At 73.2% G+C, this 25956-nt stretch carries 18 protein-coding genes and 1 pseudogene; 13 read left to right on the forward strand and 6 right to left on the reverse strand.

Annotation, left to right across the window (positions count from 1 at the left end; all coding sequences use genetic code 11):
- The first annotated feature begins 205 nt into the window (after window positions 1-205).
- Complete coding sequence (locus ACPCUX_RS07020) at window positions 206-1570, forward strand: MATE family efflux transporter (RefSeq protein ID WP_415298942.1); 1365 nt, start codon at window positions 206-208, stop codon at window positions 1568-1570.
- 96 nt (window positions 1571-1666) lie between these two features.
- Here ACPCUX_RS07020 and rplI read toward each other — a convergent pair whose 3' ends face one another.
- The 5 genes from rplI to ACPCUX_RS07045 form a co-directional block, all read right to left on the reverse strand.
- Complete coding sequence (gene rplI, locus ACPCUX_RS07025) at window positions 1667-2113, reverse strand: 50S ribosomal protein L9 (protein WP_021481585.1); 447 nt, start codon at window positions 2111-2113, stop codon at window positions 1667-1669.
- 19 nt (window positions 2114-2132) lie between these two features.
- On the reverse strand, window positions 2133-2369 hold the full coding sequence (gene rpsR / locus ACPCUX_RS07030) for a 30S ribosomal protein S18 (RefSeq protein WP_021481584.1): 237 nt from the start codon (window positions 2367-2369) through the stop codon (window positions 2133-2135).
- A 101-nt stretch (window positions 2370-2470) separates the two neighbouring features.
- Window positions 2471-3004, reverse strand: a complete 534-nt coding sequence (locus ACPCUX_RS07035; RefSeq protein WP_423388440.1) for a single-stranded DNA-binding protein — start codon at window positions 3002-3004, stop codon at window positions 2471-2473.
- A gap of 153 nt (window positions 3005-3157) precedes the next feature.
- On the reverse strand, window positions 3158-3448 hold the full coding sequence (gene rpsF, locus ACPCUX_RS07040; protein ID WP_170982187.1) for a 30S ribosomal protein S6: 291 nt from the start codon (window positions 3446-3448) through the stop codon (window positions 3158-3160).
- Between the two features lie 153 nt (window positions 3449-3601).
- Window positions 3602-6013, reverse strand: a complete 2412-nt coding sequence (locus ACPCUX_RS07045) for a transglycosylase domain-containing protein (RefSeq protein WP_423388441.1) — start codon at window positions 6011-6013, stop codon at window positions 3602-3604.
- A gap of 414 nt (window positions 6014-6427) precedes the next feature.
- Between ACPCUX_RS07045 and ACPCUX_RS07050 the strand changes: the two genes are divergently transcribed.
- The 4 genes from ACPCUX_RS07050 (at window position 6428) to ACPCUX_RS07065 (ending at window position 11985) form a co-directional block, all read left to right on the forward strand.
- A complete protein-coding gene (locus ACPCUX_RS07050; RefSeq protein WP_021482833.1) occupies window positions 6428-7123 on the forward strand; it encodes a PadR family transcriptional regulator in 696 nt (231 codons plus the stop codon).
- Window positions 7120-8211, forward strand: coding sequence for an inositol-3-phosphate synthase (locus ACPCUX_RS07055; RefSeq protein ID WP_021482832.1), 1092 nt, complete (start codon window positions 7120-7122; stop codon window positions 8209-8211). Before ACPCUX_RS07050 ends, ACPCUX_RS07055 begins: the two co-directional genes overlap by 4 nt.
- A gap of 537 nt (window positions 8212-8748) precedes the next feature.
- Complete coding sequence (locus tag ACPCUX_RS07060) at window positions 8749-10080, forward strand: MFS transporter (protein WP_423388442.1); 1332 nt, start codon at window positions 8749-8751, stop codon at window positions 10078-10080.
- A gap of 327 nt (window positions 10081-10407) precedes the next feature.
- On the forward strand, window positions 10408-11985 hold the full coding sequence (locus ACPCUX_RS07065) for an MDR family MFS transporter (protein WP_423388443.1): 1578 nt from the start codon (window positions 10408-10410) through the stop codon (window positions 11983-11985).
- Window positions 11986-12121: 136 nt separating this feature from the next.
- On the opposite strand, the gene ACPCUX_RS07070 is transcribed toward ACPCUX_RS07065, so the two are convergent.
- Complete coding sequence (locus tag ACPCUX_RS07070; RefSeq protein ID WP_420867583.1) at window positions 12122-13555, reverse strand: CCA tRNA nucleotidyltransferase; 1434 nt, start codon at window positions 13553-13555, stop codon at window positions 12122-12124.
- Between the two features lie 173 nt (window positions 13556-13728).
- On the opposite strand from ACPCUX_RS07070, the pseudogene ACPCUX_RS07075 reads away from it, so the two are divergent.
- The 8 genes and pseudogenes from ACPCUX_RS07075 to ACPCUX_RS07110 all read left to right on the forward strand — a co-directional run.
- Window positions 13729-14316, forward strand: a pseudogene (locus tag ACPCUX_RS07075) (NUDIX hydrolase); the annotation flags it as partial.
- Window positions 14317-14444: 128 nt separating this feature from the next.
- Window positions 14445-16736, forward strand: a complete 2292-nt coding sequence (locus ACPCUX_RS07080) for a DUF6049 family protein (RefSeq protein WP_423388444.1) — start codon at window positions 14445-14447, stop codon at window positions 16734-16736.
- Window positions 16733-18655, forward strand: coding sequence for a murein biosynthesis integral membrane protein MurJ (gene murJ / locus ACPCUX_RS07085; RefSeq protein WP_354804972.1), 1923 nt, complete (start codon window positions 16733-16735; stop codon window positions 18653-18655). The genes ACPCUX_RS07080 and murJ overlap by 4 nt, the downstream gene beginning before the upstream one ends.
- 107 nt (window positions 18656-18762) lie before the next feature.
- Entirely contained in the window at window positions 18763-20613 is a 1851-nt protein-coding gene (locus tag ACPCUX_RS07090; RefSeq protein ID WP_423388445.1) for a protein kinase family protein, read from the forward strand.
- A 353-nt stretch (window positions 20614-20966) separates the two neighbouring features.
- Entirely contained in the window at window positions 20967-21995 is a 1029-nt protein-coding gene (gene trxB / locus ACPCUX_RS07095; RefSeq protein WP_086150122.1) for a thioredoxin-disulfide reductase, read from the forward strand.
- A gap of 39 nt (window positions 21996-22034) precedes the next feature.
- Window positions 22035-22367, forward strand: a complete 333-nt coding sequence (gene trxA / locus ACPCUX_RS07100) for a thioredoxin (RefSeq protein WP_021479912.1) — start codon at window positions 22035-22037, stop codon at window positions 22365-22367.
- A gap of 135 nt (window positions 22368-22502) precedes the next feature.
- Window positions 22503-23831 (forward strand): PLP-dependent aminotransferase family protein, encoded by a 1329-nt coding sequence (locus ACPCUX_RS07105; RefSeq protein ID WP_304441589.1) that lies wholly within the window; start codon window positions 22503-22505, stop codon window positions 23829-23831.
- A 204-nt stretch (window positions 23832-24035) separates the two neighbouring features.
- Window positions 24036-24956 (forward strand): D-alanine--D-alanine ligase family protein, encoded by a 921-nt coding sequence (locus ACPCUX_RS07110; RefSeq protein ID WP_044143999.1) that lies wholly within the window; start codon window positions 24036-24038, stop codon window positions 24954-24956.
- The last annotated feature ends 1000 nt before the right edge of the window (window positions 24957-25956 follow it).

A 25956-nucleotide genomic window follows, 5' to 3' on the forward strand; every position in this document is an offset into this window, starting at 1 on the left:
GACAGGGACCCCCGTTCCTGTGGACACAGTCCCCCACACTGTGCACACCCGGTGGAAAACGGTGTGGACAACCTCACGATCTTCCTGTGTACATCGCCGTGAGCGGCCTCTGACCAGCCTCATCACTACCCTCAGGGGTGTGGAAGAAAGAAAGTCGGGCGACACGCCGACGACACGCCGGACACCGTCCGGCCACCCCGACGACATCGGGCCGCCGTCCGGCCCCGGTACGTCGTCCACAGGTCGCCGCGCACGGTCCCGGCTCGACCGCGAGATCCTGGCCCTCGCCGTCCCCGCGCTCGGCGCGCTCGTGGCCGAGCCGCTGTTCGTGCTCGTCGACAGCGCCGTCGTCGGCCACCTCGGCACCGCGCAGCTCGCAGGCCTCTCCCTCGCGTCGACCCTCCTCGTGACCCTCGTCGGCCTGTGCGTCTTCCTCGCCTACGCGACCACGGCCGCCGTCGCGCGCCGCATCGGCGCCGGCCACACGCGGGAGGCGCTCCAGTCCGGGATCGACGGCCTCTGGCTCGCCGTCGGGCTGGGTGCGCTCCTCGCGGCCGTCCTGTGGACGACGGCACCGTGGGCCGTCGGCGCGATGGGCGGCACGGGTGAGGTCGCCGAGCACGCCGTGGTGTACCTCCGCTGGTCCGCGCTCGGACTCCCCGGGATGCTCCTCGTCCTCGCGTCCACCGGCGTGCTGCGCGGCATGCAGGACACCCGGACGCCCCTGTGGGTCGCCGCGGGCGGCGCGACCTTCAACGCGGTCCTCAACGTCGTCCTCGTCTACGGGGCAGGGCTCGGGATCGCCGGGTCCGGCATCGGGACGGCCGTCGCCCAACTCACCATGGGCGCGGTACTCGTCGTGGTCGTGGTGCGCGGCGCCCGGCGGCACGGCGCGTCGCTGCGGCCCGCCGCGGGCGGGATCTGGGCCAACGCGCGCGCCGGCGCTCCGCTCTTCGTCCGCACGCTCTCGCTCCGCCTCGCGATCCTCCTCACCGTGTTCGTCGCGACCGGGCTCGGGGAGGTCACGCTCGCGGGCTACCAGGTCGTGAACTCCGTCTGGGGTCTCGCGGCCTTCGCTCTCGACGCGCTCGCCATCGCGGCGCAGGCGCTCGTCGGGCACGGGCTCGGGGCCGACGACGTCCCCCGCGTCCGCGCCGTCCTGCGCCGCACCCTCCAGTGGGGAGTGGCCGCCGGGGCCGGGCTGGGCGTCGTCATGGCCGCGGGCGGCTGGTGGTTCGCGCTCCTCTTCACGTCCGACCCCGAGGTGCGCACCGCCGTCGCCGTCGGCATGGCGGTGTGCGGCGTCCTCCTGCCGATGGCGGGTTGGGTGTTCGTGCTCGACGGCGTCCTCATCGGCGCCGGGGACGGCCGCTTCCTCGCCTGGGCGGGCATGCTCACGCTCGTGGTCTACGCGCCGTTCGCGCTCGCCGTCCGGCACTGGGCGCCCGACGGCGCGGCGGGCCTCGCGTGGCTCTGGCTCGCCTTCGCGGGGGTCTTCATGGCGGCACGCGCCGTCACCACCGGGCTCCGTGCGCGCGGGAGCGCCTGGATGGTCACCGGCACCGCCTGAGGGCTCGACGCGCGCAGCCGGCGACTGGGCCGGACGCGACGAAGGCCCGGCCCCTCGGAGGAGGGGCCGGGCCTTCGTGGACTGCTCAGCAGCAGATCAGGCAGCGACGACCTTCACCGCGAGGGTCGCGGAGACCTCCGGGTGGAGGCGGACGGAGACCGTGTAGTCCCCCGTCGCCTTGATCGGCTGACCGATCTCGATCTTGCGCTTGTCGACCGACGCACCGGCGGCCGTCACGGCGGACGCGATGTCCGCCGTCGTGACGGCGCCGAAGAGGCGACCGGCAGCGCCGGCCTTCGCCTCGACGACGACCGGCTTCGCCTGCAGCGAGTCGCGGATCGCCTTCGCGTCGTCGAGCGACGCGATCTCGCGGGCCTTGCGCGCCTTGCGGATCGCAGTCACCTGCGACTCGGCGCCCTTGGACCACGGCGTGGCGAGCTTGCGCGGGACGAGGAAGTTACGGGCGTACCCGTCCTTCACCTCGACGACGTCGCCGGGCTCACCGAGACCGGTGACCTCGTGGGTCAGGATCAGCTTGGCCATGAGTTCTCTCCCTTCCCGCTCAGCGAGCCGTCGACGTGTACGGCAGCAGCGCCATCTCGCGCGCGTTCTTCACCGCACGGGCGATCTGGCGCTGCTCCTGGACGGAGACGCCGGTCACGCGACGCGCGCGGATCTTGCCGCGGTCGGAGATGAACTTGCGCAGCAGCGCGGTGTCCTTGTAGTCGACCGACTCGATCTTGGCCGACTTCAGCGGGTTGGACTTCTTCTTGGGCTTGCGCACCACAGGCTTCGCCATGGTGTTGCTCCTCTACAAGGTGCGATCCCCGCGTGCGGACTGCGCCGACGAGCGGCGCGGCACCCGCGGGGACGGGTGTGTGTTCTGGGAGTGGCGGACGATCAGAACGGGGGCTCGTCGGAGAACGAGCCACCGGACGACGCGGGACCAGCCGTGGCCCACGGGTCGTCGCTCTGCTGCTGACCGCCGCCGGAGCTGAATCCGCCGCCGGAGTTGGCGCCACCTCCGTAGCCGCCACCGCCGCCGAAGCCGCCGCCACCGCCACCCGAGCGCTGAGCGCGGGTGACCTTGGCAGAGGCGTAGCGCAGGGAGGGACCGATCTCGTCCACCTGCAGCTCGACGACGGTGCGCTTCTCCCCCTCGCGGGTCTCGTACGAGCGCTGGACGAGGCGGCCCTGCACGATGACGCGCATGCCCTTCGTCAGCGACTCCGCGACGTTCTCCGCGGCCTCGCGCCAGATCGAGCAGCGCATGAACAGGGTGTCCCCGTCCTTCCACTCGTTCGACTGGCGGTCGAAGGTCCGCGGCGTGGACGCCACCGTGAAGTTGGCCACCGCCGCACCCGAGGGGGTGAAACGCAGCTCCGGGTCTCCCGTGAGGTTCCCGATCACCGTGATGACGGTGTCACCTGCCATGGCCAGCTCCTTCGTGTGTCGTCTGTGTCGTCGACGGCGCCGTGCGCCTCGCTCGTAACGTTCTCGCGTCGCTCATCCCACCACGCGGCGCCCACACGCGCTACGGCGTGCAGCGTCCGGTGCAGGACGGTCGGACGGGGGAAGCGGGGAGGATCAGCGAGCGTCCGTGCGCAGGATCTTGGTCCGCAGGACGGCCTCGTTGAGGCCGAGCTGACGGTCCAGCTCCTTGGCGGTGTCGGAGGTCGACGTGAAGTCGACGACCGCGTAGATGCCCTCGGACTTCTTGTTGATGTCGTACGCCAGGCGGCGACGACCCCAGATGTCCACCTTGTCGACGGAGCCGCCGTCGGTCTTGATGACCGACAGGTACTTGTCGAGCGACGGGGCGACGGTGCGCTCCTCGATCTCGGGGTCGAGGATGATCATCAGTTCGTACTGACGCATGCGGATAACCCACCTCCTCTGGTCTTCGCGGTCACGGTCTCTCCGTGACAGGAGGGTTCATGCTTCATGCTGCTACCGTCCGACGGGCGGACGGCAGCTCCCCAGGGTACCCGCTCGGCGCGGGCGCCCGGAAATCTGCGGCCGACGGGCAGGTCAGCCCCGGCCCGGGATGATGCCGCCGACGTTGCCGTTGCCCCCGCCGGGGTTGCCTCCACCACCCGGGTTCCCGGTCTCGGTGGGCGACGGGTCCGGATCCTCCGGATCCGGCGTCTCCGGCGGCGGTTGCTGGCCCGGGTCGGTCCCCTTGGAGACCACGAGCGCGATGGTCGACCCCGGCGGCACCTGGTCCATCGAGGACTGGCTGATGACGTAGCCCCGCGGCTGCTGGTCGGAGAACTCCTCGGTGATCCGCACCTTGAGGCCGGCGGCCTCGATCTGGGCGCGCGCGGCGCGGGCCTCCATGCCGACGACGGACGGCACGGCCACGTTCTCCGGCTGCTGCGGCTCCTCCGTCTCCTCCGGCGTCGGCTCCTCGGTCGGGGTCTCCGTCGGGGTCTCGGTGGGCGTCTCCGTCGGCTTCGGCTTGGGCGGGGTGTAGTCCGGGAACTCGCCAGCCGGCAGGTTCGCCGCGGCGGTCTGCATGTACGACGTCCAGGCCTCGACCGGCCACGACCCACCGGTGATCTCGCTGTCGACCCACTTGCCGAACGGCGTGATCTGCTCCTGCTCGCCGTTGGGGCCGGACTGGTAGAGACCCACGACCGTCGCGAGACCGGGGGTGAAGCCGGCGAACCACGCGGACTTGTTGTCCGTCGACGTACCCGTCTTGCCCGCCGCGGGACGACCGATCGCCTGCGCGGGCTTGCCCGACCCCGTCTCGACGACCTGGGAGAGCGCGTACGTCGCCGCTGCCATCACCTCGGGGTCGAACTCCTGCGTCCGCTTGTCGGCCCCCGGCGCCTCGTAGACGAGGTTGCCGCGGGAGTCGGTCACGGAGGCCACGATGTGCGGCGTCGCCTTCATGCCCTGAGCCGCGATGGTCGCGTACGCGTTGGTCAGCTCGAGCGGCGTCACCGTCGCGTCACCGAGCACGTTCGCCAGGTTCACCCCGACGTCGGCCTTGATGCCCAGGCGAGCCGCGACGTCCGCGGTCTTCTCCGGCCCGACCTCGAGGTTGAGCTCCGCGTACGCGGTGTTCACCGACTGCGCGGTCGCCTCGGTGAGGTCGACGTTCCCCCAGTCGTGGTCGCCGAAGTTGCGGACCTTCCAGTCCTCGCCATTGTTGGCGCCGGGGAAGGTCTTGGGCGAGTTGCCGTCGAAGCGCTCGTCGAGCGTGTGCCCGTTCTCCAGGCCCGCGATGAGCGTGAACGGCTTGAACGTCGAGCCGCCCTGCGCCGCACCGGGGGTCGCGCTGTTGTACTGGTTCTCGAGGAAGTTCTTGCCGCCGTAGAGGGCGCGGATCGACCCGTCGTTCGGGTCGACGGAGACGATCGCGGTCCGGAGGTTCGGGGAGACCGGGTTCTCGTCGCGGCCCTCCTGGGGGAGCGAGTCCGCCGTCGCGACGGCGGCCTGCTGCATGGCCGGGTCGATCGTCGTCGTGACCTTGTAGCCCTTGCTCGTGAGGGCGTCCTCGCTGATGCCGATCCCCTCGCCGGCGAGCTCCTTCTCCACCATGGCGAGGAGGTAGCCGGTGGGACCCTCGTACTTCTGGGACTTCACGTACTCCTGCGCCTCGGGGAAGCCCGCGTCCACCGCCGCCTGGTGCTCCTCGGCGGTGATGTGGCCGTCCTCCTCCATGTTCCGCAGCGTCCGCTTCCACCGCTCCTCGGCCTGGGCGTGGTTGACGGCCGGGTCCCAGTTGGTGGGGCTGGGGATGATGCCGGCGATCATCGCGGCCTGCGACACCGTGAGGTCGGCGGCGTTCACGCCGTAGTACTTCTTGGCGGCCGCCTGGATGCCGTAGGCGCCACGACCGAAGTAGATGGTGTTGAGGTAGTTGCCGAGGATCTCGGGCTTGTCCTGCTTCTGGGTGATCTTGACGGCGAGGATCGCCTCGCGCGCCTTGCCCGCGTAGTCGGTCACGGTGTTCGTGTAGTACCGCTCGACGTACTGCTGCGTCAGCGTGGACGCGCCCTGACGGCCGCCACCCTTGATGTTGTTGTAGAAGGCGCGCGCGATGCCCTTGACGTCGACGCCGGAGTTCGTCCAGAACGTGCGGTCCTCGGACGCGACGACCGCGTTGCCGACGTACTCCGGCAGCGTCGCGTAGTCGACGATCTCGCGGTCCTCGACCGCGTACTTGCCCATCTCGGTGGTGCCGTCGCCCCAGTAGACGGTCGACGTCTGGGCGCCGACGCTGGGCAGCTTCGTCGGCACGTCGGTCGTGTACCACGCGGCGACGGCGACGCCCGCGACGAGCGCGATGCCCGTCAGCATGGTCCCGACGACCACGCGCCACGACGGCAGCCAGCGGCGGACGCCCTTGACGTGCGAGCGTGGGTAGTTGAAGAACCGACGGCGCCCGCGCGGGGTCGTCCGTCCGTTCGTCCTCGTGGATCGCGCCACGGTCTACCTTCCTCTGGGGGGCATCGAGGAGCCGGCCCGCGTCGACCGCGGGCCCGCCCGTGGGCCGCCGTGCGGAGACCACCTGACCGACGGGACGGGCCCCGCCTCGGGGGCGGGCCGCCGTCGGGCACGAGGTCGGCGCACGCCGGACCACCCTGAACAATAGGGCGTCCCCCTGTCCCGACAAGGGTTCAGCGCACCGTGAGCGGGATCGTCCGCCATTGATTCGCCCGGGCGTCCCGCCGCCTCCGCGGGTTCTTCACATGCCCGGCGACGCGTGTCACAGTCCGGTCAGGATTGCACGACACATCGGGACGACCTAACCTGTCGATGTATCGAGTCGATACATCGGGGTCGACCACGATCCCAGCGGGTCCCTCCGGGGCACGCCGAGGAGCGTCAGGAGGTGGGATCGTGCGGAGCAAGACGCCTGTGCTCGAGACCGCGATCCTGGGGCTCCTCAAGGAGGCGCCGCTGCACGGGTACGAGCTGCGCAAGCGGCTCAACATCATGCTCGGCTCCTTCCGCGTGCTGTCCTACGGCTCGCTGTACCCCGCCCTCAAGTCGTTGGTGGCCCGCGGGCTCATCACCGGCACGGAGCAGTCGGCCGCGCAGTCGACCCTCGCGCCCGCCCTCTCGGGCAAGCGCGCGCGGATCGTCTACGAGCTGACAGCCGAGGGCAAGGAGCACCTCCAGACCGTCCTGGCCTCCTCCGGGCCGGCGGCGTGGGAGGACGAGAGCTTCGACGTCCGGTTCGCGTTCTTCGCGCAGACCGACGCCGAGACCCGCATCCGCATCCTCGAGGGCCGGCGCACCCGGCTCACCGAGAGGCTGGAGGCGGTCAGGGAGTCCGCGGCTCGCACGCGCGAGCGGCTCGACGAGTACACGCTCGAGCTGCAACGCCACGGACTCGAGCAGGTCGAGCGCGAGGTGCGCTGGCTCGACGGTCTCATCACCACCGAGCGCGACAGGAGCTCCGGGCACGCCCGGGGCGCCGCCCGCGCGCGGTCCAGCAGCACCCCGCATCCTGCGGAACCATCCGAGCAGGAGCCCGACGGCGCGAGGCGTCCCGAGGACCCTGGAACAACGAACACCAAGGAGCGAGGATGACCTCCATCCGCGTCGCCATCGTCGGCGTAGGCAACTGCGCATCGTCCCTCGTCCAGGGCGTGCACTTCTACCGTGACGCCGACCCGAGCAGCACCGTCCCGGGCCTCATGCACGTCCAGTTCGGCGACTACCACGTGTCGAGCCTGGAGTTCGTGGCGGCGTTCGACGTCGACGCGAAGAAGGTCGGCTTCGACCTCTCCGAGGCCATCAACGCCTCCGAGAACAACACGATCAAGATCGCCGACGTGCCGCCGCTCGGCGTGACCGTCCAGCGCGGCCCGACCCTCGACGGCGTCGGCAAGTACTACGCGCAGACGATCGAGGAGTCGGACGCGGAGCCGGTCGACGTCGTCGCCGCGCTGCGCGAGGCGCAGGTCGACGTGCTCGTCTGCTACCTCCCCGTGGGCTCGGAGCAGGCCGCGAAGTTCTACGCGCAGGCCGCGATCGACGCCGGCGTGGCGTTCGTCAACGCGCTGCCCGTCTTCATCGCGTCCGACCCGGAGTGGGCCGCGAAGTTCGAGGAGGCCGGCGTCCCGATCGTCGGCGACGACATCAAGTCGCAGGTCGGCGCGACGATCACGCACCGCGTGCTCGCGAAGCTCTTCGAGGACCGCGGCGTCGTGCTGGACCGCACGTACCAGCTCAACGTCGGCGGCAACATGGACTTCAAGAACATGCTCGAGCGCGAGCGCCTGGAGTCCAAGAAGATCTCCAAGACGCAGGCCGTGACCTCGAACCTCGAGGGCCCGCTCGGCGGCAAGAAGGAGGACCGCAACGTCCACATCGGCCCGTCGGACTACGTCGCGTGGCTCGACGACCGCAAGTGGGCGTACGTGCGCCTCGAGGGCCGCGCGTTCGGTGAGGTCCCGCTGAACCTGGAGTACAAGCTCGAGGTGTGGGACTCCCCCAACTCCGCCGGCATCATCATCGACGCCGTCCGCGCCGCGAAGATCGCCAAGGACCGCGGCGTCGGCGGCCCGATCCTCTCGGCCTCGACGTACTTCATGAAGTCCCCGCCGGTCCAGATGGAGGACACGAAGGGCCGTGCGCAGCTCGAGGCCTTCATCGCCGGTGAGGTCGAGCGCTGACCTGGAGCGCAGTGGAGGGTGAGGGCCGAGGTACGAGGCGCTCGCCCGTCACGGAGCGCAAGGTCAGCGCGACCGGAGACGTCGAGCGCTGATCCGGAGTGCAGCGAAGGTCGAGAGCCCGGCACGCTTTTCGCCGGGCTCCCGGCCGTAGCGGAGCGCAGGACCAGCGCGACCGAAGAGTCGAGCGCTGACCTGGAGCCCTGAAAGCTGAGCGCTCCGCCGAGGTAGAGCCCTGGTCGTCCGGCAGGAGGACCAGGGCTCTACCTCGCTCGGCCGGGTTCGCCGTCGGCCGCGGGCACGCTCGAGGTGAGACGGCACCGGGAGGGCGGGGAGGCGCGCCGCGTCGTGGCGGGTCTGGCGGGAGCCGCGAGGGACGAGCGGCGGATGGTAGACGCGGCGCGCCTCCCCGCCCGACCACCCAGGGCGACCCGCGCCGTCGGCCCCCGACCCGCGCCGTCGGCCCCCGATCCGCCGCGCGACGCCCCACGGGGGACAACCGCATGTCCGACCGCACGACGACGAACGTAGGGTGACCGCGTGGGTGTGATCTCCGAGCTGCGGGCGCTGCTGCGTCTGGACGGCTTCCGCAAGCTGTTCGCCGTCCGGCTCGTGTCGCAGGCCGGGGACGGCATGTTCCAGGTCGGCCTGGCGTCGCTCCTGTTCTTCTCCCCCGAGTCGCAGGGCACGGCGGCGGCCATCGCGGGCGCGTTCGCGGTGATGCTCGCGCCGTTCACGATCGTCGGCCCGTTCGCCGGGGTGTTCCTCGACCGCTGGCAGCGGCGTCAGGTCCTCGCGTGGGGCAACGCGGTGCGCGTCGTCATCACGCTCGGCATGGCGGTGCTCATGCTGACGGGCGGGGTGAGCGGCTGGATCTACGCGCTGGGCCTGGCCGCGCTGTCCGTGAACCGCTTCCTCCTCGCCGGGCTCTCGGCGGGCCTGCCGCGGGTCGTCGACGGCCCGCTGCTCCTCACGGCGAACTCCCTCACGCCGACGCTCGGCGCGGGTGCGGCGTTCGTCGGGGGCGGGATCGGCGTGGTGCTCGGGCTGGCGTTCGAGCCGGGCCGGGTCAAGGACTCGTCGGCGCTCGTGTGCGCGGCGCTCGTGTTCGGCGTCGCGTCGCTCCTGGCGCTGCGCCTCGGGCGCACGCAGCTCGGCCCGGAGCGCCCGGCGGAGTCCGCGATCCGCTCGGAGATCGCGCGAGTCGCACGCGGTCTGGCCGACGGCGCCCGGTACCTCGTCGCGCGACGAACGCCGGGGCAGGCGCTGCTCGCGATGGCGACGCACCGCTTCCTCTACGGCGTGGTGTTCATCGCGTCGATCCTCATCGCGCGCAACCTCCTGAGCCCCGGCGACCAGGACGCGGGCTTCGTGACATTCGGGCTCGTCGTGGGGCTCACGGGCGTGGGAGGTGCCGCTGCGGCGGTCATCACCCCGTTCCTGTCGCGCCGCACCGGCCCGCAGGTGTGGATCGCGATCATGCTGCTGCTCGCGGCCGCGAGCCAGCTGCTGCTCGTCACGACGCCGTCGCGCGCGGTGGTGTTCACGGGCGCGACGCTGCTGGGCCTGGCCGCCCAGGGCACGAAGATCGCGGTGGACACGATCGTCCAGCGCGACACGGACGACGAGTTCCGCGGTCGCGCGTTCGCGTTCTACGACGTGCTCTACAACGCGGCGTTCGTGGGCGCGGCGGCCCTCGCGGCCTTCACCCTCCCGGACACGGGCTGGTCGCGCGGCGTGTTCGCCGTGCTGGCGGTGGCGTACTGCGTCGCCGCCCTGGTCCTGTGGACGCGGGGCGCGCGCACGCCGTCCGAGCCGGGCGACGCCCTCGTGCCCGACGCCGGGGCCTCCCCCCGCACGTCGCCCGCCTGACGCGGCCCTCCGCTCGACCGCCTGCGCGACGCGCGCGGGCCGCCTTCTGCCCTCGGCGTACCGATGAGTCCGGGGCGGAAAAGAGGTCGTCACCGTCGGCGGGAATAACGCAGGATGGTGAATGGTCGTACAGGGTACGGATCTCGCGGCGAGCGCCGCGCGGGCCGTCCCGGGTCGCGTCACCCTGCTCGTGACCCCGCCGACCGAACCGACACCGTCGTCGCGTGCCCCCGCACGCGACCGTCGCGCTGCCCTGCAGCGCACCCTGCCCCCCGACCGGGTCCGACCCTGCGCCCGGGCCGCCACCGACGCGAGCGGAGACACACCGTGACAGCCTCCCCCACCCACGACACCTCGGCCGCCGTCGACCGCCTCCCCCGGGCGGACTTCCTCGTCATCGCGCTGCTGCTCGGCTCGGCGTTCGTCGTGATCCTCAACGAGACGACGATGAGCGTGGCGCTCGCGCCGCTCATGGCGGACCTCGGGATCACCGCGAGCACCGGCCAGTGGCTCACGACGGCGTTCATGCTGACCATGGCCGTCGTCATCCCGGCGACCGGGTTCCTGCTCCAGCGGCTCGGGACGCGCGGTGCCTACCTGCTCGCGATGTCGCTGTTCAGCGCGGGCACGCTGCTCGCCGCGCTCTCCCCCGGCTTCGCGTGGCTGCTCGTCGGGCGCGTCGTCCAGGCGTCGGGCACGGCCATCATGATGCCGCTGCTCATGACGACGATCATGACGCTCGTGCCGCCGGCCATCCGCGGCAAGGTCATGGGCAACATCTCGATCGTCATGGCCGCCGCGCCCGCGCTCGGTCCGTCGCTCTCGGGTCTCATCCTCAACTCCCTGAGCTGGCGGTGGGTCTTCGGCATCGTGCTGCCCATCGGCCTCGTCGCGCTCCTCCTCGGCTTCCTGTACATCCGGGACGTCGCAGACCGTACGCACTCGCGCCTCGACCCGTTCTCCCTCGTCCTCGCGGCGTTCGCGTTCGGCGGGCTCGTCTACGGGCTCTCGAGCATCGGGGAGGCCGCGCGCCACACGCCCGTCGTCCCGCCGGCCGTGCCGCTCGCTCTCGGCGTCCTCGCGCTCGCCGCGTTCGCGTGGCGGCAGATCGTCCTCCAGCGCGAGGACCGCGCCCTGCTCGACCTGCGCGTGTTCACGCACCGCGGGTTCAGCGTGCCGCTCGGCATCATGGCCGTCGGCATGGTCGCGATGTTCGGCTCGCTCATCCTCCTGCCGCTGTTCCTCCAGGACGCGATGGGCCTCGAGCCGCTCGCGACCGGGCTCATCGTGCTCCCGGGCGGGCTCCTCATGGGTCTGCTCGGCCCGACCGTCGGCCGGCTCTACGACCGGGTGGGCCCGCGTCCACTCGTCATCCCGGGCGTGAGCGTCGTCGCGGTGGCCCTCGCGGCCTTCACGACGATCCACGCGAACTCGTCGCCGTGGTTCGTCCTGGCGCTGCACGTCACGCTGAGCCTGGGCCTCGCGTTCATGTTCACGCCGCTGTTCACGTCCGCGCTCTCGTCGCTCGAGCCGCACCAGTACTCGCACGGCTCCGCGTCGATCGGCACGGTGCAGCAGCTCGCGGGCGCCGCCGGGACCGCGATGTTCGTCGCGGTCATGACGTCGCGCTCGATCGCCTACGGCGAGGCGGGCGCGTCGCCCCGGGTGGCGCTGGCGGAGGGCGTCGGCGACGCGTTCGTCTGGGGCACGGCGGTCATGCTGGTCGCCGTCGGCCTGTCGTTCCTCCTGCGCCGCAGCGCGCCGCCGGCGCACGGCCACGGCCCGGCGCAGCCCGGCACGCAGGACGCCCCGGTCGAGGACGCCCGCACCGGGGACTCCCGCGCCACGGACGCCCGTACCGCGGACGTGAAGGTCGAGGCCGCCCTGGCCACCGACGACGTCTGAGGCGACCGGCACGACGTCGCACCCGCGAGCACGGCGAGGGGTGCCGCTCTCATCAGCCCGAGAGCGGCACCCCTTCGGTGTCTTCGCTCCTTCTCACCGCCGAGGGCTCACCCGCGCGCCCGGAGGTACGCCATGCTCAGGACGCCGACGACTCCGGCTGCTCGGCCCACCACCGCAGGAGGTCCGCGCGCGCCGTCTCCTCGTCGACGGGGCCCCGGTCGAGGCGCAGCTCCAGCAGGTGCTTGTACGCCTTCCCCACCACGGGCCCGGGGCGGATCCCGAGGATCTCCATGATCTGCTGCCCGTCGAGGTCGGGGCGGACGGCGTCGAGCTCCTCCTTCGCCTGGAGGTCGGCGATGCGGCGCTCCAGGTCGTCGTACGACTCGCGCAGCCGCTGGGCCTTGCGCCGGTTGCGGGTCGTGCAGTCGGCGCGCGTGAGGCGGTGCAGGCGCTCGAGCAGCGGGCCGGCGTCGGTCACGTAGCGGCGCACGGCCGAGTCGGTCCACGCGCCGTCGCCGTAGCCGTGGAACCGCAGGTGCAGCTCGACGAGGCGGGCGACGTCCTTGACCACCTGCTTGTCGTACCGCAGCGCCTTGAGGCGCTTGGCGACCATCTTGGCGCCGACGACCTCGTGGTGGTGGAAGCTCACGCCGCCCCCGGCCTCGAACCGGCGCGTGGGCGGCTTGCCGACGTCGTGCAGGAGCGCCGCGAGGCGGAGCACGAGGTCGGGCGAGGGGACGGCGCCGTCGGGCCCGGTCTCCTGCGCGATGGCCTGGTCGAGGACCGTGAGCGAGTGCTCGTACACGTCCTTGTGCCGGTGGTGCTCGTCGATCTCGAGCTTGAGCGCGGGCAGCTCGGGCAGCACGTGGTCGGCGAGGCCCGTGTCCACGAGGACCTCGAGCCCGCGCCGCGGCGCGGCGCCGCACAGCAGCTTCGACAGCTCGTCGCGCACGCGCTCGGCCGAGACGATCTCGATGCGCTCGGTCATGAGGACCAGCGCGGCGAGCGTCCCGCCGTCGACGTCGAACTCGAGCTGCGCGGCGAACCGCGCCGCGCGCATCATGCGCAGCGGGTCGTCGTCGAACGACTGCTCGGGGGCGATCGGGGTGCGCAGGACGCGGCGGGCGAGGTCGCCCAGGCCGTCGAACGGGTCGACGAACGTCATGTCCGGCACCCGCACGGCCATCGCGTTGACGGTGAAGTCGCGGCGCGACAGGTCGCCCTCGAGCGTGTCGCCGAACGCGACGACGGGCTTGCGTGACGTCGGGTCGTACTCGTCCGTCCGGTACGTCGTCACCTCGACGACGAGGTCGTCACCGGGGCCGCTGCTCCCGAAGCGCTTCGCGCCGATCGTGCCGAACTCCTTGCCGATGTCCCAGTGCGCGTCGCCCCACCGCGCGAGGATCGCCTCGGTCTCGTCGGGCGACGCGGAGGTGGCGAAGTCGAGGTCGTTGCTCGCCCGCCCGAGGAACGCGTCGCGGACCGGTCCCCCGACGAGCGCGAGCTCGTGGCCCGCGGCCCGGAACGCCTCGCCGAGCTCGATCGCCGCGGGCGCCATCTCGGTGAGCACCGCGAGGGCGCGGCGCTGCAGCTCGAGCGCGTGCGGCGTCGCGGGCGGTGTCGGCTGGGGCGACGGCGAGGGGGACGAAGGCTGGGGCACGACACCCAAGCCTGCCAGATGCGGCGCCCGCGCCGGGGAGCCGGTCCCGGGGAGGTGGGTGCCCACTCGGTAAAGTTGAACCCATGTCCACCCCCGCGCACGCCGACGACCCCCGGAGGGATCCGGCGGGCGGGCGTGGCGACGGCCGCGGGCAGCCCGCCCCCGTCCCGGCCCCGCCGGGCGGCCACGCCCTCCGCATCGACCCGCGCTCGCGACCGGGCCCCGCGCCGGCGCCGCTCCCGGTCGTCGACGAGGTCTCCGCGGGCGGCCTCGTCATCACCGTCGCCGGTGGCTACCCGTGCGCGGCGATCATCGCGCGGCGCAACCGCGGGGGCCGCCTGGAGTGGTGCCTGCCGAAGGGCCACCTCGAGGGCGACGAGACGCCGGAGCAGGCGGCCGTCCGCGAGATCGCGGAGGAGACGGGCATCCGCGGCGCGGTGCAGGAGCCCCTCGGCGTCATCGACTACTGGTTCACGGGCGACGACCGGCGCGTGCACAAGGTCGTCCACCACTTCCTGCTCCGCGCGACGGGCGGGCACCTCACGGTCGAGGGCGACCCGGACGGCGAGGCCGAGGACGTCGCCTGGATCCCGGTCGTGGACCTTCCGGCCCGGCTGGCGTACCCGAACGAGCGGCGCATCGCCGTCGTCGCGCAGGGCGTCCTCGAGGGCCGTCGCACGCGGTTCCACGGGGTGGTCGAGAGTAGTGTGACCCGGACGATCGTCCGCCCGCACGGCCACCCGCACGACGGCCGCGGCGGCCCGGCACCGCCCGCCCCACGGAGCTCGACCGACCACTCATGACGCCCTCCTCCCGCAGCGGTGCGCGCCCCCCCGGCGCCGCGCCGGCCTCGCTCCGCGGTCCGACCGCACGGCTGCTCGTCACCCTGCTCCTGGTGCTGGTCGTCGCGGCCGGCGTCCTGCTCGGCGGCACGACGGCGGCCCCGCCCGCCGCGGCCGACACGGTCCCGGAGGGCGAGGACGCGGTGACGCTCGAGCTCACGTCGCTCGCACCGACCGTCCTCGCGCAGGACAGCACCCTCACCGTCACCGCGCGCGTCACGAACGGGACGGAGCAGACGCTCGGCTCCCCCGCGGTGACCCTCGGCGTCGACCGCCGCGCGCTGCGCACGCGGTCCGCGCTCGAGAGCTGGACGACGACCGGTCTCGACGGGCGTGTCGGCGCCACCGTCGCCACCGAGGACGTCGGGCGGCCGCTAGCCCCCGGGGAGAGCGCCGACGTGACGCTCTCCGCGTCGGCCGCCGAGCTCGGCCTCGGCACGGGCAACGACCCGGGCCCGCGCGGCCTGGCGGTCGCCGTGTCCGACGGCGGTACGCGCCTCGCCGTGCAGCGCACGTTCGCGCTCCGGGCCCCGGCGGACGACGTGTCTCCCGTGCGGCTCAGCGTGGTCGCGGCGGTGACGGGCCCCCCGGTCGACCCCGACCCGGTCGCGTACGACGACGCGCTCTCGGCCGCGGTCGCGAGCGAGGGACGGCTCGGTCGCCTGCTCGCCGCGTCGGGCGGGACGTCCGACGTGGGCTGGGTCGCCGACCCGGCGCTGCTCGCGGCCGCAGCCGTCGCCGCCGACCCGGCGGTGAACGCCTGGGCGGACGCCGTGAGCGGGGCGACCGCCGGGCGCTCCACGTTCGCGCTGCGCGCCTACGACCCGGACGTCGCGGCGTTCGCGCACGCGGGCCTCGCGCTGCCCGAGGGGACGCCGCTGCCGTCGTCGGGCACCTCGTCCGACCCGGTGTCGGGCACGGCGGCCGACGGCACGACCGACGGCACGACCGACGGCGACGGCACCGACGACGCCGCGGACACGGGGACCCCCGCTCCCCCGGACCCGACGAACGGGTGGCGCACCGACCTCGCCTGGCCGGCCGAGGCCGTCCCCGACCTCGCGACCACGACGCTCGCCGTCGCGTCGGGGGCGACCGCGACGGTCGTCGGCCCGGGCGGCCTCGCGCCGGACGAGTCGCTCACGTACACGCCCTCGGGCGTCGCGACGGTGACGACGTCCGCGGGACCGGTCACGGCGCTCGTCGCCGACCCGGTGCTCACCGCGCTGCTCTCCGCCGGCGACGGCTCCGGCGTCTCCGCCACGCAGCGCCTGCTCGCCGAGACGGCCGTGATCGCGCGCGAGCGCCCCGCCGACCAGCGGCACGTCCTCGCGGCCCTGCCCCGGTCGTGGGAGCCCGAGCCCGGCCTGTTCACGGCGCGGCTCGACGCGCTGCGCGACTCCGGCTGGGTCGACCTCGCTCCCGTGGACCAGCTCCTCGCGGTCGAGCCGCCCGCCGTCGACCGCGCGTCGCTGCCCGAGGACGCCCCCGCCGACGGCGAGATCGGTGCCGCCGAGCTCCGGTCCCTCGACCGGTCGCGCGCGGAGCTCGCCGCGTTCGCGACGGTCGCGGCGGACCCGACGGCGCTCACGCGCCCGCTCGAGCCGGCGTTCGTCACGCCGACGGCCGTCGCCTACCGCGCGGCACCGCCGTCGCGCACGCTCGCCGTCCAGCAGGCCGAGCAGCGGTCCGCCGCGGTGCGGGGCGGGCTCTCGGTGGAGACGCGCTCGTCGTTCTTCTTCGTCGCCGAGCAGGAGGACCTGCCGGTCCGGGTGCGCAGCACCCTCACGCAGGACGCGACGGTCCAGGTCGTCCTCCGGCCCGACGACCCCCGGCTGCGGGCCCCGGAGCGCACGACGGTGACGATCCCGGCGGCGACGCGCGACGCGGACGGCGACCTCGTCCCGACCGAGGCGAGCGTCGGGGTGCCGGTCGAGGGCTTCGGGAGCGGCAACGTCACGGTCGAGGTCGAGCTCGTCAGCGCCGCGCAGCCCCAGGTCCGGGTCGCGGAGCCGCAGCAGTTCGTGGTCCGGGTGCGGGCCGACTGGGAGTCCGTCGGCACGGTCGTCGTCGCCGTCCTGCTCGTCATCGCGCTGTTCGCCGGGATCTGGCGCACCGTGCGTCGTGGCCGCTCGCCCCGTCGTCTGGCCGGCGCCACGCTCGACCAGCCGTCACCGCAGGACGCGCCGGCCGCGACGCCGGGCGGGCCCGACGGACCGCCCCGGCGTGACGAGGAGCGCGTCGAGTGAGCCCCGGACAGCCGCGGCACGTCCGTCCCGCGGGTGCCGGGCGAGGTTCTCGCCCGGGGACGACGCGCGACGCCGTCCCCAGGATCGAAGGCGCGCTCCCGGGCGACCCCGCGGCGTCGGGCACCCCCGACGAGACCGCGGAGGCGGGCGCCACCGAGGCCCCGGCGCCCCGCACGGGGAGTCTCGGCCGGTCGTCGGCGCTCATGGCGTCCGGCACCTTCGTCTCGCGCGGCCTGGGCCTCGTGCGCAACGTGCTGCTGGTCGCCGCGATCGGCACGACGGGCCTCGTGGCGGACGCGTTCGACGTCGCGAACAAGATCCCCAACGTCCTCTTCGCGATCCTCGCGGGCGGTGTGCTCAACGCCGTCCTCGTCCCGCAGATCGTGCGCGCCTACCGCGCGCGCAACACGCAGGAGCGGCTCGACAAGCTGCTCACGCTCTCGGGCGTGATCCTGCTGGCGCTTTCCGCGCTGCTCACGGCCGGTTCGAGCATCCTCGTCGCGCTGTACACGGGGCCGGGCTGGACGGCGCCGCAGACGTCGCTCGCCGTCGCGTTCGCGTTCTGGTGCACGCCCCAGCTCTTCTTCTACGGCCTGTACACGCTGCTCGGGCAGGTCCTCAACGCGCGGGGGCAGTTCGGCCCGTTCATGTGGGCGCCCGTGCTCAACAACGTCGTGTCGATCGCCGGGTTCGCGGCGTTCATCGCGCTGTACGGCCCCGCGGCGACCGGGAACGTCGACGACCTCACGCAGTGGGACGGGACCAAGATCGCGCTCCTCGCAGGCACCGCGACGCTCGGCGTCGCCGCCCAGGCGCTCATCCTCGTCGTGCCGCTGTGGCGCGCGGGCTTCCGCTGGCACCTGCGGTTCGGCCTCCACGGCATCGGCCTGCGGTCCGCGGGCCAGGTGGCACTGTGGACCTTCGCCGCCGTCCTCCTGGAGCAGGTCGGCGTCCTGTTCACGACGCGCTTCGCGAGCGAGGCGCCCCGTGCGGCGCTCGCGCAGACCTTCGGGGCCTACCGCGACGACCCCGGGACCCTGGGCGCCGTCACCGGGCTCGTGACGGGCGCCCCCGGCGCCTTCTCGGACGCGCTGGCCGTCGCGGGCAACGCGGCCTACACGCAGGCGCTGATGATCTACCTCCTGCCGCACTCCCTCGTGACCGTCTCCATCGCGACGGCGCTGTTCACGGGCATGAGCGCGGCCGCCCACGCGGGCGACCTCGCGCGCGTGCGGCACGACCTCTCGCGCGGCGTGCGCACCGTCGGCGTGTTCACGGTGTTCGCGACGGCGGTCCTCGTCGTCCTCGCCCTGCCCGTCACCAAGCTGCTCGTGCCCTCGGTGGACGCCGCCTCGGGCGAGGCCGTGTCCATGGTGCTGCGCGCGATGGCGCTGGGGCTCGTGCCGCTCGGCGGCATGGTCCTCATGAAGTGGGTCTACTACGCGTTCGAGGACGGGCGCACGGTCTTCTGGATCCAGGTGCCGGGCACGCTCGTGCTCGTCGGCGTGTCGTGGCTCGGCACGCAGGTCCTCCCTCCCCAGCTGTGGGTCGTGGGCATCGGCCTCGCGATGAGCCTGTCCAACCTCGTGGCGGTCGGGCTCCGCACCGTCGGCCTGCGCCGCACCCTCCACGGGCTCGACGGCGCGCGGATCCTCCGCCTGCACGTCAAGGCCGGGCTCGCCGCGCTCGTGAGCGCCGTCGCCGGGTGGGGCGTGCTGCGGGCCTTCGTCGTGCTCTCGGGCGACCCCGCCGACGGGATCTACGGGCTCTCGTGGTGGCAGTCGGTCGTCGTCGTGGCGGTCGGCGGCACCGTGATGGGCCTCGTCTACGCGGGCGGCCTCAAGCTCATGCGCGTGCGGGAGCTCGACCAGCTCGCGGGACCGCTCGTGGGCCGCGTCAGACGCCTCGTCCGCCGGTGACGCGACACGTCTGACGTGCGGGTATCCGGTGATACGGGGGCAATCCGGGCCCGCGTACCATGGGGTCTCGACCACGAGTCCCACACGGAGGAGGTCCGGTGAACGGCGTGGCCCCAGGAACGTTGCTCGTCGCGCGCTACCGGCTCGACGAGCAGCTCGCGTCCGACCTGTCGGACGTCACGGCATGGTCGGCCCACGACCAGATCCTCGACCGACCGGTGCGGCTCTCGGTCGTCACCGGCGCACACGTCGCCGAGGCGCTCGACTCCGCACGACGCGCGGCGCTCGTCGTCGACCCGCGCCTCACGCGGGTGCTCGACGTCGGGTCCGAGGACGGCGTGGCGTACGTCGTGACCGAGCGCTACACGGGCATCACGCTGAGCGAGGTCGTCGCCGGCGGGATCGTGGACCCGCAGCAGGCGCGCGCCATCGTCGGCGAGGCTGCCGCGGCGCTCGAGGTCGCCCGGCGCCGCGGTGTCCACCATCTCGCGCTGCGCCCGGACGCGGTGCGGGTCGACGGCAGCCGCGTGCTCGTCACGGGCCTCGGGCTCGACGCGGGCGTGGCCGGTCACGACCAGCACGACGCCGAGCAGACCTCGCGCGCGGACGCCGTCGGGCTCGTCGCGCTCCTCTACTACGCGATGACGGCCCGCTGGGCCGGGCCGTCCCTCGACGTCCCCTGGATCGCCGCGGACTCCATCCACCCGCTGCCCGCGCAGCGCGCGGGCGACAGCGTGCTCGCCCTCTCGGACGTCCGTCCCGACGTCCCCGCCGAGCTCGACGAGCTGTGCGCCGAGACCTTCGCCGGCACCCACGGCACCGCCGCGGAGTGGACCGCGACACCCCTGGGAGAGGGTCCGCGCTCCCCCGCCGACGTCGTGGGTGCGGTCGAGCCCTGGGGCGAGGTCTCCGTCGTCGCGGCGCTGCCCGCGTTCGTGCAGCCCGCCGCCGGTGTGAGCCGCCAGTCCGTGCGGACGGCGTTCGACGGCGCAGCGAGCGCGCCGCCCGGGACGCCGCCGCCCGCGCCGCCCGTCCGCCGTCCGACGACCGGACGCATCCACCGCGTCGGTGCGGTGCCGGGGTCGGCCGGTGCGGGCGCGGGAGCGGCGTACGCCGCGGGGGCGGCGACCGGGGCCACCGCCGCCGTGCCGCCGCCCACCGCCGAGGCGTACTCGGTCCCGCCGCCGCCCGTCGGCTACGACGCGGGCACCGTCCCCCTGCCGTACGACCCGGCGTCCCCGCCGCCCCCGCCCGCCGGTCCCGACGCCGCGCAGGCCTGGAGCGAGCCCGTCCCGTCGCGGCGCGGGCCGCGCCGGTTCAACGCGACCCCGATCGTCCTCGTGCTCGTGCTGGCCCTCGTCGTCGGCGGTGTCGTCTGGGCCGTCAACACGGCGTTCGACGGCTTCGGCCCCGCCGTGCAGACCAACGAGCCCACTGCGGGCGGGTCGGAGGCACCGGCCGAGGGCGGAGAGGGCGACGCCTCCGCAGGTGAAGAGGCACCGCCCGCGCCCGAGGTCCGCCCGATGATCGCGTCCGGCATCGCGCTCGACCCCGAGGGCGACGCCGCCGGCAGCAACGACGGCGAGCACCCTGAGCTGGCGTCGCTGGCCTACGACCAGCAGCCGGACACGACGTGGATCTCGCGGCGCTACAACGCGGCGGACTTCGCCGGGCTGCGCTCGGGGATCGGTTTCGCCGTCACCCTCGAGCAGAAGGCGCCCGTCTCGTCGATCGTCATCGACACCGCGACGAACGGCGGCAACGTCGAGATCCGCGCGACGAGCCCGGACACCCCCACCGAGGGCACGGTGCTCGCCTCCGGGCCGCTCTCCCCCGGTGCGACGTTCACCTTCGAGCAGCCGGTCGAGGCCGAGTCCATCGTCCTGTGGTTCACCGAGCTGCCGCAGAACCCGGCCGGCGAGTACCGCGCGGAGATCAACGAGATCCTCGTCTCCTGACGTCGTGGGGGGCCCGACGCCGGGTCCCCCACGGTCCGCGGCGTCGCCTGCCGCTGTGCTCGTGCCCGCGGTGCGGTGCTCGTCGCGGACACGTGCGTCCTCGCCGGCCGCCCGTCGCTCTGGCGCCACGAGGCCGTGGAGCGCCCGCACACGGCACCCTGTCGGCGGGCACGGCCGCGGGCTGGTGCCGGGACCATCGCCGCGGCGCGCCGGGTGCCGGTCGGTCCGCACCCACGGTGAGCCGAGCACCCGCCGACCCGCCAACCCCCGTACCGTGGAACAGAAGCCGCCCCGGCGGCGTTCACACTCTCGCGTGGTCGGCCGCCACGCACCGAGCATCCGAGGAGCAGCACGTGACCGAGCAGTCAGCCGTCCAGAACCTGATCATCGTCGGGTCCGGTCCCGCCGGGTACACCGCGGCGATCTACGCGGCGCGCGCGGGCCTGTCCCCGCTGGTGCTCGCGGGGTCGGTCACCGCCGGCGGTGCGCTGATGAACACGACCGAGGTCGAGAACTTCCCCGGGTTCCCCGACGGGATCATGGGCCCAGAGCTCATGGACCACATGCAGAAGCAGGCCGAGCGGTTCGGCGCGCGCATCGAGTGGGACGACGCCACGCTGCTCGACCTCGAGGGGCCGGTCAAGACCGTCGTGACGGGCAACGGTGACACCTACCGCGCCCGCGCCGTCATCCTCGCGACCGGGTCCGCCTACCGCGAGCTCGGCCTGGACGACGAGAAGCGCCTGTCCGGCCGCGGCGTGTCCTGGTGCGCGACGTGCGACGGCTTCTTCTTCCGCGACCAGCACATCGCGGTCGTCGGCGGGGGCGACTCGGCGATGGAGGAGGCCACGTTCCTCACCCGCTTCGCCGAGAAGGTGACGCTGGTGCACCGTCGTGACGAGCTGCGCGCGTCGAAGATCATGGCCGACCGCGCGCTCAACGACCCGAAGATCGAGTTCGCCTGGAACAGCGAGGTCGCCGGGATCGAGGGCGACAAGAAGGTCGAGGGCGTGACGCTGCGCGACACCGTGACCGGCGAGGAGCGCGAGCTCCCCGCGACGGGACTGTTCGTCGCGATCGGCCACGAGCCCCGCACCGAGCTCGTCAAGGGTCAGATCGACCTGGACGACGAGGGCTACATCCAGGTCGTCGGGCGCACCACCGCGACCAACCTCGAGGGCGTGTTCGCGTGCGGCGACGCCGTCGACCACACCTACCGCCAGGCCATCACCGCCGCCGGCTCGGGGTGCTCCGCCGCCCTCGACGCGCAGCGCTACCTCACCGAGCTCGCGGACGCGGCGGGCCTCGCGGACCTCGCCGGCACCCCGCAGACGCCGAACCCCGACGAGCTGCCCGAGGCGCTCGCCGAGCTCCAGGCCTGACCCCGCACCGTAGCCACCGACGTCCCCAGGAGGTTCACCATGTCGACCGTCCCCGTCACCGACGCCACCTTCCGCGCGGAGGTCCTCGAGTCCGACGTCCCCGTCCTCGTCGACTTCTGGGCGACCTGGTGCGGCCCGTGCCGCCAGGTCGCGCCGATCCTCGAGGAGCTCGCCGAGGAGTACGACGGCAAGATCAAGATCGCCAAGCTCGACACCGACGCGAACCCCGAGACGACCGCCGCCTACGGCATCGTGTCGATCCCGACGCTCAACGTCTACGTCGGCGGCGAGCTGCAGAAGTCGATCATCGGTGCGCGCCCCAAGCGCGCGCTCACGGAGGAGATCGACGCCGTCCTCGCCACGACCGTCTGAGCCGTCGCCTCCCGCGACCGCACGGTCCGCGAGCGACCTCGCACCACGCACGCCGGAGGGCGGGCCACCAGCACGGTGGTCCGCCCTCCGGCGTCTTCACGCGATCCCCCGATCCTCCGTGCCACACTGGGGATCGTGACTGGACCGACGACTCCCTCGCAGCAGCCCGCTCCCAGCGGCACCCGCCTCGACCCGTGGTTCGGTGCCTACGCAGAGCGAGCGCACGGGATGCGAGCGTCGGAGATCCGAGCGCTGTTCTCGGTCGCGAACCGGCCGGAGGTCGTGTCGCTCGCCGGCGGCATGCCGTACCTCGAAGGCCTCCCCCTCGACCAGATCGCCGACACCATGCAGCGCCTCGTCGCGACGCGCGGTGCCACGGCGCTCCAGTACGGCTCCGGTCAGGGCGACGAGACCCTGCGCGAGCGGATCCTCGACGTCGTACGGCTCGAGGGCATCGAGTGCCACCCCGACGACGTCGTCGTGACGACCGGCTCGCAGCAGGCGCTCGACCTCGTCACGCGGATCTTCGTCGACCCGGGCGACGTGGTCGTCGCGGAGGCGCCGAGCTACGTCGGGGCGCTGGGCGTGTTCCGGTCGTACCAGGCCGACGTCGTGCACGTGCCCCTCGACGAGCACGGGCTCGTCCCGGAGGCGCTGGAGGAGACGCTCGCGCGCCTCGCGGCCGACGGGCGTCGCGTCAAGCTGCTCTACACCGTCCCGAACTTCCACAACCCCGCCGGCGTGACCCTCACCGCCGAGCGCCGACCGCGCATCCTCGAGATCGCGCAGCGGTACGGCGTCCTCGTCATCGAGGACAACCCCTACGGGCTGCTCGGCTTCGACGGCCAGACGCTCCCCGCGCTGCGATCCCTCGACGAGGACGGCGTCCTCTACCTCGGCTCGTTCTCGAAGACTTTCGCCCCGGGCTACCGTGTCGGCTGGGTCGTCGCGCCGCACGCCGTCCGCGAGAAGCTCGTGCTCGCCAGCGAGTCCGCGATCCTGTGTCCGTCGAACGCGTCGCAGCTCGCCATCGCCGCCTACCTCGACACATGCGACTGGAAGGGCCAGATCAAGCAGTTCCGCGAGCTCTACCGCGAGCGTCGCGACGCCATGATCGGCGCCCTCGCCGAGCACCTCCCCTCGGCGCGCTGGACGGTGCCCGACGGCGGCTTCTACACCTGGGTCCAGCTCCCCGACGGGCTCGACGCGCGATCCATGCTCCCCCGCGCGGTCACCGCGCGCGTCGCCTACGTCCCCGGGACCGCGTTCTACGCCGACGGCACGGGCGCGAGCCACGTGCGCCTCTCCTACTGCTTCCCGACCCCGGAGCGGATCCGCGAGGGCGTCCGTCGCCTCGCGGGCGTCGTGAACGCCGAGCAGGAGCTCGTCGAGATCTTCGGCACCAACGCCGAGCTCGACCCCGACGTCACGGACGTCGAGAACCCCTCGCCGAACCTGGCCTGAAGCCCTCACCACACGACGCCGCGGCCGCCCCACCGGGCGGCCGCGGCACCGAACAGGAGTCCGTCACCAGTGGACACGACCACGGGCAGCCCCACGACGAGCGGCGTAGCCGACAGCACGACCTCGACGGACGCGCAGCGTCCTGACCAGCACCTTCACCTTCTCCGGCCCGACGACGACGTCCCCCCTGGCGGGCACGTCGCCATCCTCGCGGGCGGTCTCTCGCACGAGCGCGACGTCTCGCTCCGCTCGGGGCGCCGGGTCGCGGAGAGCCTCCGCGCGGCCGGTCTCGAGGTGACCGTGCACGACGTCGACGCCGACCTCCTCCCCTTCCTCGAGTCCGCACGACCCGACGTCGTCTGGCCGCTCCTCCACGGTGCCAGCGGAGAGGACGGTTCCATCCGCGACGTCCTCGAGCTCGTCGGCGTGCCCTACGTCGGCACCGGTCCGCGCGAGAGCCGTGCGGCCTGGAGCAAGCCCGTGGCGAAGAACGTCGTCCTCGGGGCCGGCTTGTGCACCCCGGAGTACGTCACCCTCCCCCAGAGCCTGTTCCGCGAGCTCGGCGCCCAGCCCGTGCTCGACGCGGTCGTCGCACGCCTCGGGCTGCCGCTCGTCGTGAAGCCGACGCACGGCGGGTCCGCGCTCGGCGTCACGCTCGTCGAGCGAGCCGACCAGCTTCCTCGCGCCATGGTCGACTGCTTCGCGTACGGCGAGGTCGCTCTCATCGAGCAGGCCGTCCGCGGTGTCGAGCTGGCCGTGAGCGTCGTCGACCTGGGCCGCGGTCCGGAGGCCCTGCCGCCGGTCGAGATCGTCACGACGGGCCCGTACGACTTCGACGCGCGCTACAACCCGGGCCGCACCGAGTACTTCGCACCGGCGCGACTCGACGACGACATCCTCGGCGTCGTCCGCGAGGTCGCCGTCCGGGCCCACTCCGCGCTCGGTCTCCGCGACCTCTCCCGGACGGACGTCATCCTCGATGCTGACGGGGTCGTGCAGTTCCTCGAGGTCAATGTCGCGCCAGGGATGACCGAGACGTCCCTCCTCCCCCAGGCGGCACGCGCTGCCGGACTCGATCTCGGGCACCTCTACCGCTCTCTCGTCAACGCGCACGTGCGGCACTGATTCCTTTCCGCCTGGCTGACCGGCGCCGCTGTTTCACGTGAAACGGCGGCGCCGTTCGTTTTCGGCCCGCTCCGCCGGCGCTGGTGAGCGAGAGCCACGGTGATGCCACGGACTGCCGCGGCGGAGTTCGCGGATGCGTTGGCCCGACGGGATAGCACCGACTGATGCGACCCCATCCCGACCCTGCCGCTGATGCTCGTTCCCGGGCCGACCCACGCTCCCGTCATGACCTCGTACGGTGGAACTTCGCGCCCTTCCGACAGAGGTCGGCTCAGGATCGCCGTCAGGCGCGTCGTTTCACGTGAAACACCCCTGATGGCGCCGGCCGACTTCGAGCGGGCTCACTCTCCGAGCGGTTGGCCCCGCGTCCCCCGCGCGTCCCCCGCGCGTCCCCCGCGCGTCCGCCCGGCCGGCGTTCCCGGACCCGCGCCCATGGACTGGGCGGCGCACGGCGTCGCGCTCGCGGAGCGAGAAGACGTCTTGTTCGCGTGGACGCACCTGTGCTGTCTCATTCTCCGAAGGCCGAGACCTCTCCCACCCACGGCGACACGCACGCTGCAGCAGAGCCACGGAGGCGAAGTTCTCGGCTGGGCGGGGGTTCGCGCGTACCGGTGCGTGATGCCGCTGACCGTCCACGACTGCAGCGGGGCCAGGATGGACGCGAGGGGAAGAGCGAGCCTCACGCGGCGGTCTCCCCGACCGTGGCACTTCTGACCTCCCCTGCACCCAGCTCCACCCCTGGTGATCCTGGCGGCACATCACGGGATCCCTCCCCTCCCCCGGTGCCGGGCTGCGACCTCCAGCCCCGCCGATGCGTCGCGCGCCCTGGCGCTTCACCTGCGGAGTCGGACGACGCGGTGCGGGTAGGTGCGCGGCGTCCAGCCCAGCGGCATCGGACGGTGCCACGACCTTCCGATGTTCCACGTGAAACAGCCGATCACGGCGCGTGAGCGAGAGACGTCGCGTTGTCCGGCCCGTCCACGTACGGGCTAACCCGGTG

The sequence above is a fragment of the Cellulosimicrobium sp. AB352 genome, assembly GCF_049538415.1.
In the GTDB taxonomy this organism is placed as follows: Bacteria; Actinomycetota; Actinomycetes; order Actinomycetales; family Cellulomonadaceae; genus Cellulosimicrobium; species Cellulosimicrobium funkei.

Coding starts and splice junctions, on each gene's coding strand:
- rplI (WP_021481585.1), bottom strand. CDS start 2,113: ATGGCCAAGCTGATCCTGACCCACGAGGTCACCGGTCTCGGTGAGCCC.
- rpsR (WP_021481584.1), bottom strand. CDS start 2,369: ATGGCGAAGCCTGTGGTGCGCAAGCCCAAGAAGAAGTCCAACCCGCTG.
- ACPCUX_RS07035 (WP_423388440.1), bottom strand. CDS start 3,004: ATGGCAGGTGACACCGTCATCACGGTGATCGGGAACCTCACGGGAGAC.
- rpsF (WP_170982187.1), bottom strand. CDS start 3,448: ATGCGTCAGTACGAACTGATGATCATCCTCGACCCCGAGATCGAGGAG.
- ACPCUX_RS07055 (WP_021482832.1), top strand. CDS start 7,120: ATGACCTCCATCCGCGTCGCCATCGTCGGCGTAGGCAACTGCGCATCG.
- ACPCUX_RS07080 (WP_423388444.1), top strand. CDS start 14,445: ATGACGCCCTCCTCCCGCAGCGGTGCGCGCCCCCCCGGCGCCGCGCCG.
- trxA (WP_021479912.1), top strand. CDS start 22,035: ATGTCGACCGTCCCCGTCACCGACGCCACCTTCCGCGCGGAGGTCCTC.